The sequence below is a fragment of the Zhengella sedimenti genome (genome assembly GCF_046506625.1).
Lineage (GTDB): Bacteria > Pseudomonadota > Alphaproteobacteria > Rhizobiales > Rhizobiaceae > Zhengella > Zhengella sedimenti.
In genome coordinates, this window is record NZ_JBKFFP010000001.1 from 938,522 (window position 1) to 952,718 (window position 14,197).

Consider the following 14,197-nt stretch of genomic DNA (forward strand, 5'->3'; position numbering starts at 1 on the left):
GGACCCGGAGTGGCCTGCCGTGAAGGTGCTCATGGTCGTCTGCCACCCGGTGCCCGAAAGTTACGTCATGGCCGTGGCCGGCGCAGCCCGCGAGGCCGCCGAGAGGGCAGGCCATGCGGTGGATTGGCTCGACCTTCATGCCGAGAGCTTCGAACCGGTAATGGGGGCGGACGAACGGCGGCGCTACAATGCCATGACGCGCGAGGACCATCCGTTGCCGGCCCATGCGGAGCGGCTGGAGGCGGCGGCTGCGCTCGTCGTCATCTATCCCACCTGGTGGTATGGCCTGCCGGCCATGCTCAAGGGCTGGTTGGACCGGGTGCTGACCCCCGGTCTGGCCTTCTCCGTTTCCCGCGACAATGCGCCGATCCGCCCGCTGCTCACGAACATCACGCATTGCGCGGTCATCACGACCTGCGGCGCGCCGCGCTGGTGGTCCGTGCTTGTCGGGCACCCCGGCAAGAAGACGATCCTGCGCGGCCTTCGTGCCTTGTTCGCGCGCCGCTGCCGTACGCTTTTCCTGGCGCACTACCTGATGGACGTGTCCACGCCCGCCAGCCGTGCCGCCTTCATGAACCGTGTCGTCACGCGCCTGCCGGCCTTTCTGGGGCCGGCATGACCTTTGTGGAGAACCCCCGTGAGAACCTGGATAAAGACCCCTCTTGCCATTCTCGCCGACGATGCCGCAGGCGGGCTGGTCGTGGAGGGCAGCCGCATCGTCGAACTGGTGGCGCGCGGCAAGGCGCCCGCGCAGCCGGTGGACGAGACGTTCGACGCGTCGCGCCATGTCGTGCTGCCGGGATTGATCAACACGCATCACCATTTCTTCCAGACCCTTTGCCGGGCGCATCCGGCGGCGCGTGACAAGGAGCTGTTTCCCTGGCTGGTGGCGCTCTACCCGATCTGGAGCCGGCTGAACCGCGACATGTTCCGTGCCGGCGCGCGGCTGGCTTATGCCGAACTGCTGCTTTCGGGTTGCACGACGGCCATGGACCACAATTACATGCACTACGAGGGCCTTGAGGACGCTACCGACATCGAGGTGGAGGAGGCGCGGGCCCTGGGCATCCGCACCACCGTGGCGCGCGGCTCGCTGTCCCTTTCGCAAAAGGACGGGGCGATTCCGCCCGACACCATTGTCCAGGACGAGGACACGATCCTGGCCGACAGCGAACGGGTGCTGCGCAAGTACCATGACACGTCCGACGGGGCGATGACGCAGATCGCGCTGGCCCCGTGCGCGCCGTTCAACGTGAGCATCGCAGCCATGCGGGGAAGCGCGGAACTGGCGGAAAAATACGATTGCCGGCTGCATACGCATCTGGCCGAAACGAAGGACGAGGAAGACTTCTGCAAGGCCGCGTTCGGCTACCGGCCCATCGACTGGCTGGAGGAATGCAACTGGCTGCAGCCCCGGGTCTGGCTGGCGCACGGCATCCACTTCACTTGCGAGGATTGCGAGAAACTGGGCCGGCATGGCGTGGGCGTGTGCCATTGCCCGACCTCCAATGCCGTGCTCGCCTCCGGCTTTTGCAAGACGCTGGATCTGGAAGCGGCCGGCAGCCCGGTAGGGCTGGGCGTCGACGGCTCGGCCTCCAACGATTCCTCCAACCTGATGGAGGAGGTGCGCCACGCGCTCATGGTCAACCGGCTTGGCTACCGGTCGGCAGAGCGGATCACGCATCGCGATGCGTTGCGCTGGGCGACAACCGGCTCTGCGCGCTGTCTCGGGCGCACCGACATCGGCGAGATCGCAGTGGGCAAGCAGGCCGACCTCGCCTTCTTCACGCTGGACGAAATGCGCTTCTCCGGTGCCCATGACCCGATTGCCGCGCTGGTCCATTGCGGCGCCAGCAGGGCCGACCGCGTCATGGTGGCCGGCCAGTGGCGGGTGATCGACGGGGCCATTCCCGGTCTCGACGTTGCCCGGCTGATTGCCGATCACAGTGCGGCGGCGATGGCCTTTGCCTGACAGGAGAGCATGATGGCAAATGCAGATATCCCGATTGTCGATCTGGCGCCCTTGCGCGAGGGTGGCGCCGACGGGCTGGCACAGGTGGCCGGAGCGATTGGCCGCGCCTGCCGCGGCACCGGATTCTTCTACATCACGGGTCACGGGGTGCCGCAGGGACTGACCGACAACGTCTTTTCGGAAGCCGGGCGGTTCTTCTCCGCGCCGGAAGCATGGAAGCGCAGGACGCTCTATTCCGCGGCGACGGGCAATCGCGGTTACATCCCGATGGGCGGGGAATCGCTTGATCCGGACAAGCCGGCGGACATCAAGGAAGCCTTCAACGTCGGACTTGAGCTGGCACCAGACGATCCGGACATCATCAACGGCGCCCGTTTCAGGGCACTGAACCTGTGGCCCGAACAAGACGGTTTTCGCGAAACCATGCTGGCCTATTTCGATGCGGCCTGGGGATTGGGCCGGCTGTTGCACCGCGCCTTTGCCCATGACCTGGCCATGCCGGAAGACTTCTTCGAGGACAAGCTCGACCGGCCGCTGGCGACCTTGCGCCTGCTGCACTACCCGGAGCGGCCTGCGACAACGGAGGCCGGCCAGCTCGGGGCAGGCGAACATACCGACTACGGCTGCGTCACGCTGCTGATGACCGACGACGCCGGCGGGCTGGAGGTGCGCACGCGCGAGGGCACATGGTTGCCCGCGCCGCATGTGCCGGGCGCCTATGTCTGCAATATCGGCGATTGCCTGATGCGGTGGACCAACGACACCTATGTTTCGACGCCGCACCGTGTGGTCAATCCGGCAGGGCGGGAGCGCTTCTCGGTCGCCTTCTTCCTCGACCCGAACCCGGATGCCGTGGTGGAGTGCCTGCCCACCTGCGCCGGCCCCGGCCGTCCGGCGAAATATCCGCCCATCAGCGGTGCGGACTATCTCGAAAGCCGGCTCAATCCGACCTATGCGCACAGCGGACTGGCCTGAACGACGGGCCGCCTCCAGAGCATGCCCCGGGCCGGCAACGCCGGTCCGGTTCGCCATTGTATGCAACCGATCTTGTATTGATTAAAAATAAATCAGTGACACGTTTTTGCATAATAAATAGCCTTTGCTGCGGCCTTGCTGACAGCCGGTGATCCGGGACCATTCGCGCCAATGGCATTCAAGCAATTGAAACATATGCTCATTCATTGATCCCGGTCCGGATTTCAGGGTCTGGCACGACGTTTGCTTTTTGCTTGTCAGCGATGGCGCCATGCCGGTCCATCACGCCGAAAAGCCACTGACAAGCGAACGAACCAGGAGCTGGATCAATGTCTCATCAAGGAATATCCCGCCGCTCATTGCTCAAGACCGGGCTGGCGGGTCTGGCCACGACCGCCCTGCCGCTGGGCGCCATCGCACCGGCCCGGGCGGCGAACGATGTCGTGCTCGGTGCGGTCTATGTCGGCCCGCGCGACGATTTCGGCTGGAACCAGGCCCATGCGGTGGCCATGGAGATCCTCAAGTCGGTGCCGAACGTCACGGTGATCGAGGAGGAGAACGTGCCCGAAACCGATGCCGTGGCCAAGTCCATGGAATCGATGATCAACCTCGATGGCGCAAACCTGATCCTCGCCACCTCGTTCGGCTACTACAAGCCCTTCGTGACTGACCTTGCCGCCAAGTATCCGGACGTCCAGTTCCGCCACGCCGCGCCCCTGTGGAACAAGGACACGGACCCGGCCAATGCGGGCAGCTATTTCTGCTATCTCAACCAGGCCCACTACGTGAACGGCGTTGCCGCAGGGCTGTCGTCCGCCACCGGCAAGATCGGTTTCGTCGCCGCCAAGCCGATCCCGACGGTTCTGTCCAACATCAATTCGGTTCTTCTGGGTGCGCGCTCGGTCAATCCGAATGCGACGGTGCAGGTCATCTTCACCGGCGACTGGTCGCTGCCGGTGCGCGAGGCAGAAGCCTCCAATGCGCTGGTGGATGCCGGTTGCGACGTGCTGACCTGCCACGTGGACGGGCCGAAGGTGGTGATCGAGACCGCCGAGAGCCGCGGCGTGAAATCCTGCGGCCACAATGCCTCGCAGGCGCCGTTGGCGCCCAAGGGCTTCATCACCGGCGCGGAATACAAGTGGGAAACCATCTACAGGATGTATGCGGACATGCTGGCCAAGGGCGAGGCGCTGCCCAATGTCGTGGTCGGCGGCTACGACAATGACATGGTGCAGAACACGCCCTTCGGTGCGGGCGCGACGCCGGAAGCCATCAAGGCGGCGGAAGCCGCGATTGCCGGGCTGAAGGAGAAGAAGCCGATCTATGCCGGTACGCTGAAAGACAACAAGGGCAATGTCGTGATCGACAAGGACTACGACAATTACGACCCGTATCTCGACGGCATGGACTACCTGCTGGAGGGGGTGATCGGCTCGATCACCTGATCCTCCCGCGCCGGCAGTCTGTGACCAACGCCCCCGGTGTGGCTGCCGGCTCCCCTTTCTCCAGTTGACAGAAGCGTGGACATGGCAGCCACAGACATTTCCCCGGTCCGTCCCTTCCGCCCCTCGGCGCGCCTGCTGGGCATCGCCGAGAAGGTGCTCATCCCGTTGGCCGCCCTGATTGCCTCGGCACTCCTGTTCTCTCTGTTTTTGCTGGCGCTGGGCAAGAGCCCGGCGGAGTTCTTCCAGTTGGTCTGGCGTGGCGGGTTCGGCACGTCCTTCTCCTTCCAGAACACGCTGCAGCGCTCGGCCCCGCTGATCCTGACCGGTCTCGCCTTTGCGATCCCCGCGCAGATCGGCCTGACCATGATCGGGGCGGAAGGCGCGCTGGTCCTGGGCGGCTTCGCTGCGGCGGCCATCGCCATCCCGCTGGTTTCCTACGGGGTTCCGGTTGCCTTCACGCTGCTCCTGATGGTCCTGCTGGCCATGGCGGCAGGGGCCGGCTGGAATGCGATTGCCGGCTGGCTGCGCCATGCGCGCGGCGTCAACGAGACCATTTCGACGCTGCTGCTGACCTATATCGCCATCGCCATCATGAATTTCTTCGTGGAAGGCGCGCTGCGCGATCCGGCCTCGCAGAACAAGCCGTCCACCATGCCCATCGGCAAGGACTACATGGTCGGCGCCATTCCCGGCACGGATGTGCATTGGGGCCTGGTCGGCGGCATCGTGCTGGCGGTCCTGCTCTATCTGCTGATGGCGCGCACGACGTTCGGCTTCGCCGCGCGGGTGACCGGCGGCAATCCGCGTGCCGCGCTCGCCCAGGGCCTGCCGGTGGGCCGGCTGATCGTGGCCTGCTCGGCCATTGCGGGCGCGGCGGCAGGGCTGGCCGGGTTCTACGAGGTCGCCGCCATTCACGGCCAGGCGAATGCCTCGCTCGTGGCAGGCTACGGCTTCACCGGCATCCTCGTCTCCTTCGTGGCGCGGCACAATCCGCTGGTCATCGTGCCGGTTGCCATCATGTTCGGCGCCATCGAGGCGTCGGGCGGGCTGATCCAGCGGCGCATGGACATGCCGGACGCCACGGCGCTGGTGCTGCAGGGCATCATTTTCGTCGTGCTGCTGGCCAGCGAGACCCTGCATGGCCGGTTCGCGATCTTCAAGCCATCCATTGCGAGTGACCGGACATGAGCGACGACGCGCTTGCCACCATCCTGATCGCCATGCTGGGCGGCGCCATCCGGGTTTCCACGCCGTTCATGTTCGTGGCGCTGGGCGAGACGCTGACGGAGAAATCCGGGCGGATCAACCTTGGCCTGGAGGGTACGCTGGTTCTGGGCGCCATGGTCGCCTATGCCATCTCCTACCAGACCGGTTCGCCCTGGCTGGGGGTGCTGGCGGCCGGGCTGTCCGGCATCTTCCTGGGCATCATGCACGGGGCGATCTGCAGCCTGCCGCGGGTCAACGACATTGCCGTGGGCATCGCCATGATGAGCTTTGGCACCGGCATCGCCTTCTTCTTCGGCAAGCCCTACATCCAGCCCTCCGCGCCGCGGCTGGAGGCGCTGCCGCTGGGTGGCTGGTCGTCCAGTCCCGCGCTGGAAAAGGCGCTTGAGATCAATCCGCTGTTCTTCATCGGCATTGGCGTGGCGGTTGCCATGTGGTGGGCGCTGGCCAACACACGGTGGGGGCTGATCCTGCGCATGACCGGCGACAGCGAGCCGGCGGCGCGCGCCATGGGCGTCAACCCGGTCGCGGTGCGCGTGATGGCCACGGGGCTTGGCGGCTTCCTTGCCGGCACGGGCGGGGCCTTCCTGTCGCTGTCCTATCCCGGCTCGTGGAACGAGGGCCTGTCGTCGGGCCAGGGCCTGATGGCGGTGGCGCTGGTCATCTTCGCCCGCTGGAACCCGATCCGCTGCATCCTCGCCGCGTTGCTGTTCGGGGCGGCGGGTGCCATCGGTCCGGCCTTGCAGTCGGTCGGCATCAGCCAAGGCTATTACTTCTTCAATGCCGCCCCCTACATCCTCACCCTTTTCATCATGATCGCCACGGCGCGTTCCAACGCGGCGGCGCGGGCCGCGCCCGGCGAACTGTCCATCGTCAAGTAGGAGACCAAACCATGAGTGCGCTCGGCGGACTGAACAAGACCCCCAACGGCGTGGTGATCGGGCTGGTGCAATTGCAGCTTCCTGTCGTCGAGACGCCGGCGGACCTGAAGGCCCAGACGGACAAGATCGTCGCCATGGTCGCCAAGGCGCGGCGCAACATGGGCACGATGGACCTCGTGGTCTTCCCCGAATACGCGCTGCACGGCCTGTCCATGGACACCAATCCCGACATCATGTGCACGCTGGACGGGCCGGAGGTCGCGGCCTTCAGGCAGGCCTGCAGGGACAATGCGATCTGGGGCTGCTTCTCCATCATGGAGTACAACCCGCATGGCAATCCCTACAATTCCGGCATCATCATCGACGACCAGGGCGAGTTGAAGCTCTATTACCGCAAACTGCACCCCTGGGTGCCGGTGGAGCCGTGGGAGCCGGGCGATCTCGGCATCCCGGTCATCGACGGGCCGAAGGGCGCGAAGCTGGCGCTCATCATCTGCCATGATGGCATGTTCCCGGAAATGGCGCGCGAATGCGCCTACAAGGGCGCGGAGATCATGCTGCGCACGGCCGGCTATACCGCGCCGATCCGCGAGTCCTGGCGGTTCACCAACCAGGCGAACGCCTTCCAGAACCTGATGGTCACCGCCAATGTCTGCATGTGCGGCTCCGATGGCACGTTCGATTCCATGGGCGAGGGCATGATCGTCAATTTCGACGGCACGGTGATCGCCCACGGCACGACGGGACGGGCCGACGAGATCATCACGGCGGAGGTGCGCCCTGACCTCGTGCGCGAGGCCCGCAAGCATTGGGGCGTGGAAAACAACATCTACCAGCTTGGCCATCGCGGCTACACGGCCGTGCTCGGCGGCGCGCAGGACTGCCCCTACACGTTCATGCAGGACATGGTGGCGGGACGCTACCGCCTGCCCTGGGAAGACGAGGTCGTGGTCACCGACGGGACGCCGAGCGGATTTGCGCGCCCGTCGCGCAAATATGGCGAAAGCGCCAAACAGGCGGCGGAGTAGGTCCCATGGATGCCATCGTCGAGACCGAGATGAAACCCGGCCCGGTCAGGGCCGACCCTTACGCCTGGCCCTATGACGGCGATCTCAGGCCGGAAAACACCGCACTCGTCATCATCGACATGCAGACCGATTTCTGCGGAAAGGGCGGTTATGTCGATGCCATGGGCTACGATCTCTCTCTGACCCGCGCGCCCATCGAACCGATCCGGCGGGTGCTGGCGGCCATGCGGGCCAGGGGCTTCACCATCATCCATACCCGTGAAGGGCACCGGCCGGACCTCTCCGACCTGCCGGCCAACAAGCGCTGGCGTTCGCAGCGCATCGGCGCCGGGATCGGCGATCCGGGGCCGTGCGGCAAGATCCTGGTCCGCGGCGAGCCGGGCTGGGAGATCATTCCGGAACTGGCGCCGGAACCGGGCGAACCGGTGATCGACAAGCCGGGCAAGGGTTCGTTCTGCGCCACGGACCTGGAAATGCTGCTGCGCACACGCGGCATCCGCAATATCGTGCTGACCGGCATCACCACCGATGTCTGCGTCCACACGACGATGCGCGAGGCCAATGACCGGGGCTTCGAATGCCTGCTCTTGGAGGATTGCTGCGGCGCGACCAAGCTGGAGAACCATCTGGCCGCCATCGACATGGTGAAGATGCAGGGCGGCGTGTTCGGCGCCGTGGCCACGAGCGCGGCCTTTCTCGAAGCGCTGGAGGGCCTGTGATGGATGCCCAAGTTGCCGCCGTACCTTCCGGCGCGTTGCCGGGCGCGGCGCCTGTCAAGCGCGGCTTCGGGCTGGAAACCGTCGGCATGACCAAGGTGTTCGGCTCGCTGACCGCCCTTGACGATGTGTCGATCAGGGTGGAACCGGGCGAATTTCACGCGCTTCTGGGCGAGAACGGTGCGGGCAAGTCCACGCTCGTCAAGTGCATCATGGGCTTCTACCAGCCCACACGCGGGCAATTGCTGGTCAACGGGCAGGAGACGGTGATCCGCTCGCCGCATGATGCGCGCGCCAATGGCATCGGCATGGTCTACCAGCATTTCACGCTCGTGCCCTGCCTGACCGCCGCGGAGAACATGGTGATCTCGCGGGCTGACGTGCCGGCGGTGATCGACTGGGCCAGCGAGCGCCGGGCACTGGACGATTTCATGGAGCGCATGCCGTTCCGCGTGCCGCTGGACGAACCGGTGTCCGGACTGTCGGCGGGGGAGAAGCAGAAGCTCGAAATCCTCAAGCAGCTCTATCTCGACCAGCATTTCCTGATCCTTGACGAGCCGACCTCGGTGCTGACACCCGGCGAGGCGGACGAGGTGCTGGGCCTCCTGCACGACATGGCACGCGCCGGCGACATCACGGTGCTGATGATCACGCACAAGTTTCGCGAGGTGAATGCCTTTGCCGACCGTTTCTCGGTCTTGCGGCGCGGTGCCTATGTGGGCGGCGGCACGGTGGGCGAGGTTTCCACCGAAGAGATGTCGCGGATGATGATCGGCGAGACACAGATCCGCATGAGCGCGGCGCGCGCAGCCGATGTGAAGAGCGACACGCAGCTGGACCTGGCGGGCCTTTTCGTGGATGACAGCGAGGGGCTGCCCGCGGTGGAGGCGGTCAGCCTCAAGATCAGGGGCGGGGAAATCCTCGGCATCGCCGGGGTCTCGGGCAATGGCCAGTCGGAACTGGTGGAGGCGATTTCCGGGCAGCGGCCGCTGAAGGACGGGCGTATCTTCATCAATGGCAAGCCGTTCGAATCGCGCCGTGCCGACTTCGACCGGTTCAAGGTCTTCGGCCTGCCCGAGGAACCCTTGCGCAATGCCGCGGTGCGGCGCATGAGCGTGGCTGAAAACATCGCCTTCCGCTCCTTCGACAAGCCGCCGGTCGCCAGCCTCGGCTGGTGGCTGAAACCCCATGCGATGCGCGAAAAGGCCGCCGGCCTCATCGAGCGCTACCGGGTGAAGACGCCTTCGCCGGAGACGCCGATCGAGAACCTTTCGGGCGGCAATGTGCAACGTGCCGTTCTGGCGCGGGAATTGTCCGGCGACGTCGAGGTGCTGATCGTCGCGAACCCGTGTTTCGGGCTCGATTTCGCCTCGGTGGCCGAAATCCGCGCGCAGATCATCGACCAGCGCAACAAGGGCGCGGCGGTGCTGCTGGTCTCCGAGGATCTCGACGAGATCCTGGAATTGTCCGACCGCGTGGCGGTGATGTCGGAAGGCCGGATCACCCATGTCGCGCCCATCGGCGAGACCGACCGCAACACGATCGGCGCGCACATGGCGGGGCATTGAGATGATCGCGGTCAGAGCGGAGCCCTACGACTATGCTTTCGATCCCGCGCATGTGGCGCTGGTGGTCATCGACATGCAGCGCGATTTCATCGAGCCGGGCGGCTTTGGCGCGGCGCTGGGCAATGACGTGTCGCGCCTGTCGGCCATCATTCCGGCCACGGCGCGGCTTATCGCCCTGTTCCGGGCTGAAGGCTGGCCGGTGATCCATACCCGCGAAGCGCACCGGCCCGACCTTTCCGACTGCCCGCCCTCCAAGATCGCGCGGGGCAATGCGCCCTTGAGGATCGGCGAAGAGGGCCCGATGGGCCGGCTGCTTATCGCCGGCGAGCCCGGCAATGCCATCGTACCTGCGCTCGCCCCGGCCGATGGCGAACTGGTGATCGACAAGCCGGGAAAGGGCATGTTCTGGGCCACGGGCCTGCACGAGACATTGCAGGGCAAGGGCATCACTCACCTCGTGTTCGCAGGCGTGACGACCGAGGTCTGCGTGCAGACCTCCATGCGCGAAGCCAATGACCGCGGCTATGAATGCCTGCTCGTCAGCGATGCGACGGAAAGCTATTTCCCGGAATTCAAGGCCGCGACCATCGCCATGATGACCGCGCAGGGCGGCATTGTCGGATGGGTGAGCGAACTCGGCGACCTGGAGACGGCGATCGCAGGAAGGAACCATGAATGAGTGAGAAGACAGGCCGCTGGGCCGGGCGAAACAGCGACAAGGATGCCGTGCGAGAGGCGGTATGGGATGCGCTGGATGCCGGCGGCATGGCGATGGGGCCCACCTGGAGCCATATCCCCAACTTCATCGGTGCCGACATGGCGGCCTGGCGGCTGGCCCAGACGGATGCATGGAAACGGGCGAAGGTGGTGAAATGCAACCCGGACCCGCCGCAGATCCCGGTCCGCCTGCGCGCGCTCTACGAGGGCAAGATGCTCTATGCGCCGGTGCCCTACCTGACCAAGGAGTTTCCCTATCTGAGGATCGATCCGGCGAAGCTGAAGGAAAAGGGCGTCTCGTTCGAACTGGCGGCGACGTCGGAAGGCTACATGATGCATGGTGAGCGCATCGGGTTCGAGGATGTCGAGTCCATCGGTTTCGCGGTCGTCGGTTCCGTGGCGGTGAGCCGGCAGGGCGGGCGCACGGGCAAGGGCGCCGGTTTTGCCGATCTGGAAACCGGGATCTTTCGCGAGCTTGGCATCATGGGGCCGGATACGCCCATGGCGACCACCGTTCATTCCTCGCAACTGGTGCCCGATGACAAGGTGTTCATGATGGCCCATGACAGCCCGCTGGATTTCGTGGCCACGGAAGCCGAACTGATCGTGACGGGCAACAAGGCACCCCGGCCCTCGGGTGTGGCGTGGGATTTCGTCCAGGAAGACCAGTTCGAGCAGATTCCCTTCCTGCGCGCCTTGCGCGCGCGCATGGAGGCCCGGCAGGCATGATCGTCAACGATCCCGATACGGTGGCGGAAGTGACCGAGGTCTTCAGGCGGTACGAGGAAGCCTTCATCGCCAATGACATGGCGGGCATGGATGCATTGTTCTGGCAGGACGAGCGGGTGGTGCGCTACGGCATCGCGGAGCAACAGCATGGTGCGGCGGAAGTTGCGGCCTTCCGCCGGACACAGCCTTCCGATAACCTGGCGCGCGACCTCGACAGGACGGTGATCACGACATTCGGCACCGATTTCGCCACGGCCTCGACACTGTTTCGCCGGGCCAGCGCGCCGGGTCTTGTCGGGCGGCAGATGCAGACATGGGTGCGCATGCCCGACGGGTGGCGGGTCGCCGCCGCCCATGTCAGTATCATCGCCGAACCCTGACCGATTCCACCAGCAGCGACGACAGTGCCTTGAACCTCTCCGAGAGCCGCACCTGCGCCGACGCGATCCGGCTGGAACTCGCCCGGCGGATCGTCGCCGGCCTCATCACGCCCGGCACGGCGCTGGACGAGGGCCGGCTGGCTGCGGAATTCGGCGTGTCCCGCACGCCGGTGCGCGAGGCGCTGCGCCAGCTCGCGTCCTCCGGCCTCCTGCGGCAGCGCCCGCATCGCAAGGCGTTGGTGACCAAGCCGGACGAGGCCGAACTGCACGGCATGTTCGCGGTAATGGGCCATCTGGAGGCCCTGTGCGCGAAATTGTGCGCCGTCACGATGTCGCCGGCGGAAAGGCGGGCGCTGGAATCCCTTCACCTGCACATGGAAGCATTGGTGCAGGCTGGCGACACGGCGGGCTACACATTGGCCAACGAGGATTTCCACGGCGCCATCTACGAGGGTACGCGGAACGCCTATCTTGCCGAAATCACGTTTGCGACGCGCCTGCGCGTGCAACCGTTCCGGCGGGCGCAATTTTCGACCCTCGGCCGGCTGGCAGCCTCGCATGGCGAGCATACGGCGATCGTCCGGGCCATCCTGCGCGGCGAGTCGGATGCCGCAGAAACGGCTATGGCCGCGCATATCGGCTTCGTGGAGGATGCCTGGCACCGCTTCGAGCACCGGGCTCAGGCCGTCGCCGCACAGAAAGCCCTCCAGGAGCCGTAGGAGGATATGTCGCGCGCATCGCGCACGGCCTCGGCCTCGACCAGGAATCCCTTGGCGGTGCCGCCGTCTTCCAGCCGGAGTGTGCCAATGCCCAGCGGCGCCGGAATCCCCGCGACGAACGCGCCGAAAGCAGCTTCGTCCAGCGACCAGAGTTCGATGCCGATCCGCGATCCCGTGCCCGGCGCCACGCGCAAGAGCCCCGGCTTGGGCGGGACCGTGCCGGGGAGCGCGTAGAGCCGGTATTCCGGCGCTGTCCGCGTGGCGGCGAGGAAGGTGGCATCGCGCGAAGTCAGTTCGTGATTGAGCGGCATCCCCGAGAGATGTGCGCCGACAACAGCCACGGTCACGCGGCCAGGCGCCGGTGCCGTGGCGGACTCACGCCGCCCGCCGTTTTCCAGCATGTCGGCGATGCCGGCGAGCCGGGCATCGCTTCCCGCCGGCGCGATGAGTGTCAGGGAGGATGGCAGGCCGTCCGCGCGCCTGCCGGCGGGAACCGAAAAGGCGGCGAGGTCGAGCAGGTTCACGAAATTGGTATAGGTGCCGAGGTTGGAATTGAGTGTGACCGGATCGGCCAGAACCGCATCCACCGTGTAGATCGTGGGGATGGACGGGACGGCGAGACAATCGAGGCCGGCCAGAACCGGTTCCAGCGCGCGCTTCATGTCCGCCAGCCGGTAGAAGGCATCGAAGGCGGCGACGGCATCGAATTTCGTGGCATTCGAGATGATGCCGCGCGTGACCGGATGCAGGGCGTCCGGATCCGTTTCGATCAGTGTCTTCACGGCGTGATAGCGCTCGGCCACCCAGGGGCCCTCGTAGAGCAGGCGGGCGACAGCGAAAAACGGCTCGAAGTCGATTTCGGCGATCGTGGCGCCGAAGCCGGACAGGGTTTCGAGATCGCGCTCATAGGCCTCCTCGGCCTGGCGGTCGCCGAAGAATTGCCGCCGCGCCTTTTGAGGAACCCCGACGGAAAAAAGCGGCGGCACCGGCGCCAGTCCGGCCGGTGGCAGCTTGCGCGACAGGAAGTCCAAAGGGTCGTAGCCTTGCGCAGCTGCTGTTGCCTCGGCGGCATCGGCAGCGGTGGCGGCAAAGACAGAAATGGTATCGAGCGTTCGGCAGGCCGGCACCATGCCCGTGGCGGACAGCAGGCCAAGACTGGGTTTCAGGCCGGCAATGCCGTTCAGCGCTGCCGGGACGCGGCCCGAACCGGCGGTGTCGGTGCCCAGCGAAAAGGCCACGATGCCGGCACCCACGGCGACGGCGGAGCCGGAGGAGGAGCCGCCGGGAACGAGCGCGGGATCGAGCGCGTTGCGCGGAATGCCATAAGGCGAGCGAACACCGACGAGGCCCGTGGCGAACTGGTCGAGATTGGTCTTGCCGATGCAGATGGCGCCGGCCGCCTCCAGCCTCGCCACGGCAAAGGCGGACTTCTGTGCGCGATAGGCAAAGGCCGGACAGGCGGCGGTTGTCTCCATGCCGGCCACGTCGATATTGTCCTTGACCGCGAAAGGCAGGCCATAAAGCGGCTTGCCCGCGGGGCCTGCCTCCATCAGCGCCTGTGCTTCAGCCAGCGCATCGTCGAGCGGCTTCATGGAAATGAACATGGCCGGATCGCCATGGCTCTGGTGCGCCGCATAGGCCGTGCGGATGGCGTCGGCTGGCGACAAGGCGCGCCAGAAGGAAAAGGCCTTGGCGGTCGGGTTCATTTCGTGCTCCGTGCATGAATTTTAGGCAGAAAAGGCAAAATTGTATGCAATCTTGCCGGGCGAGTTCCCTGGCGCGGCATGCCCAACAAGCCTTTCGGCAGATAATTCCTCAGCAAGAAAAGCAGCTTGGCGCGCCC

Annotated in this window: 14 protein-coding genes; 13 read left to right on the top strand and 1 reads right to left on the bottom strand. The window is 65.7% G+C overall.

The features are described from left to right. The first annotated feature begins 19 nt into the window (after positions 1-19). The 13 genes from ACLB6G_RS04650 (at position 20) to ACLB6G_RS04710 (ending at position 12,354) form a co-directional block, all read left to right on the top strand. On the top strand, positions 20-619 hold the full coding sequence (locus ACLB6G_RS04650) for an NAD(P)H-dependent oxidoreductase (protein WP_410354938.1): 600 nt from the start codon (positions 20-22) through the stop codon (positions 617-619). An 18-nt stretch (positions 620-637) separates the two neighbouring features. After that, positions 638-1,972 (top strand): 8-oxoguanine deaminase, encoded by a 1,335-nt coding sequence (locus ACLB6G_RS04655; protein WP_410354939.1) that lies wholly within the window; start codon positions 638-640, stop codon positions 1,970-1,972. Positions 1,973-1,984: 12 nt separating this feature from the next. Continuing rightward, a complete protein-coding gene (locus ACLB6G_RS04660; RefSeq protein WP_410354940.1) occupies positions 1,985-2,947 on the top strand; it encodes an isopenicillin N synthase family dioxygenase in 963 nt (320 codons plus the stop codon). Between the two features lie 329 nt (positions 2,948-3,276). After that, entirely contained in the window at positions 3,277-4,392 is a 1,116-nt protein-coding gene (locus ACLB6G_RS04665) for a BMP family ABC transporter substrate-binding protein (RefSeq protein ID WP_410354941.1), read from the top strand. Positions 4,393-4,473: 81 nt separating this feature from the next. Beyond that, positions 4,474-5,580 (top strand): ABC transporter permease, encoded by a 1,107-nt coding sequence (locus ACLB6G_RS04670; RefSeq protein ID WP_410354942.1) that lies wholly within the window; start codon positions 4,474-4,476, stop codon positions 5,578-5,580. Then, entirely contained in the window at positions 5,577-6,497 is a 921-nt protein-coding gene (locus tag ACLB6G_RS04675) for an ABC transporter permease (RefSeq protein WP_410354943.1), read from the top strand. The genes ACLB6G_RS04670 and ACLB6G_RS04675 overlap by 4 nt, the downstream gene beginning before the upstream one ends. Before the next feature lie 11 nt (positions 6,498-6,508). Beyond that, positions 6,509-7,525, top strand: coding sequence for a formamidase (locus ACLB6G_RS04680; RefSeq protein ID WP_410354944.1), 1,017 nt, complete (start codon positions 6,509-6,511; stop codon positions 7,523-7,525). A gap of 5 nt (positions 7,526-7,530) precedes the next feature. After that, a complete protein-coding gene (biuH, locus tag ACLB6G_RS04685; protein ID WP_410354945.1) occupies positions 7,531-8,244 on the top strand; it encodes a biuret amidohydrolase in 714 nt (237 codons plus the stop codon). Continuing rightward, entirely contained in the window at positions 8,244-9,809 is a 1,566-nt protein-coding gene (locus tag ACLB6G_RS04690; RefSeq protein WP_410354946.1) for an ABC transporter ATP-binding protein, read from the top strand. Before biuH ends, ACLB6G_RS04690 begins: the two co-directional genes overlap by 1 nt. Before the next feature lies 1 nt (position 9,810). After that, positions 9,811-10,488 carry a cysteine hydrolase family protein gene (locus tag ACLB6G_RS04695; protein WP_410354947.1) on the top strand — a complete coding sequence of 226 codons (678 nt, stop codon included), beginning with the start codon at positions 9,811-9,813 and terminating at the stop codon, positions 10,486-10,488. Next, a complete protein-coding gene (locus ACLB6G_RS04700) occupies positions 10,485-11,255 on the top strand; it encodes a 5-formyltetrahydrofolate cyclo-ligase (RefSeq protein ID WP_410354948.1) in 771 nt (256 codons plus the stop codon). The genes ACLB6G_RS04695 and ACLB6G_RS04700 overlap by 4 nt, the downstream gene beginning before the upstream one ends. Further along, on the top strand, positions 11,252-11,635 hold the full coding sequence (hpxZ, locus tag ACLB6G_RS04705; protein ID WP_410354949.1) for an oxalurate catabolism protein HpxZ: 384 nt from the start codon (positions 11,252-11,254) through the stop codon (positions 11,633-11,635). Before ACLB6G_RS04700 ends, hpxZ begins: the two co-directional genes overlap by 4 nt. A gap of 29 nt (positions 11,636-11,664) precedes the next feature. Beyond that, positions 11,665-12,354, top strand: coding sequence for a GntR family transcriptional regulator (locus ACLB6G_RS04710; RefSeq protein ID WP_410354950.1), 690 nt, complete (start codon positions 11,665-11,667; stop codon positions 12,352-12,354). Here ACLB6G_RS04710 and atzF read toward each other — a convergent pair. Then, positions 12,315-14,060 (bottom strand): allophanate hydrolase, encoded by a 1,746-nt coding sequence (gene atzF, locus ACLB6G_RS04715; protein WP_410354951.1) that lies wholly within the window; start codon positions 14,058-14,060, stop codon positions 12,315-12,317. The genes ACLB6G_RS04710 and atzF overlap by 40 nt on opposite strands. Between the last annotated feature and the right edge of the window lie 137 nt (positions 14,061-14,197).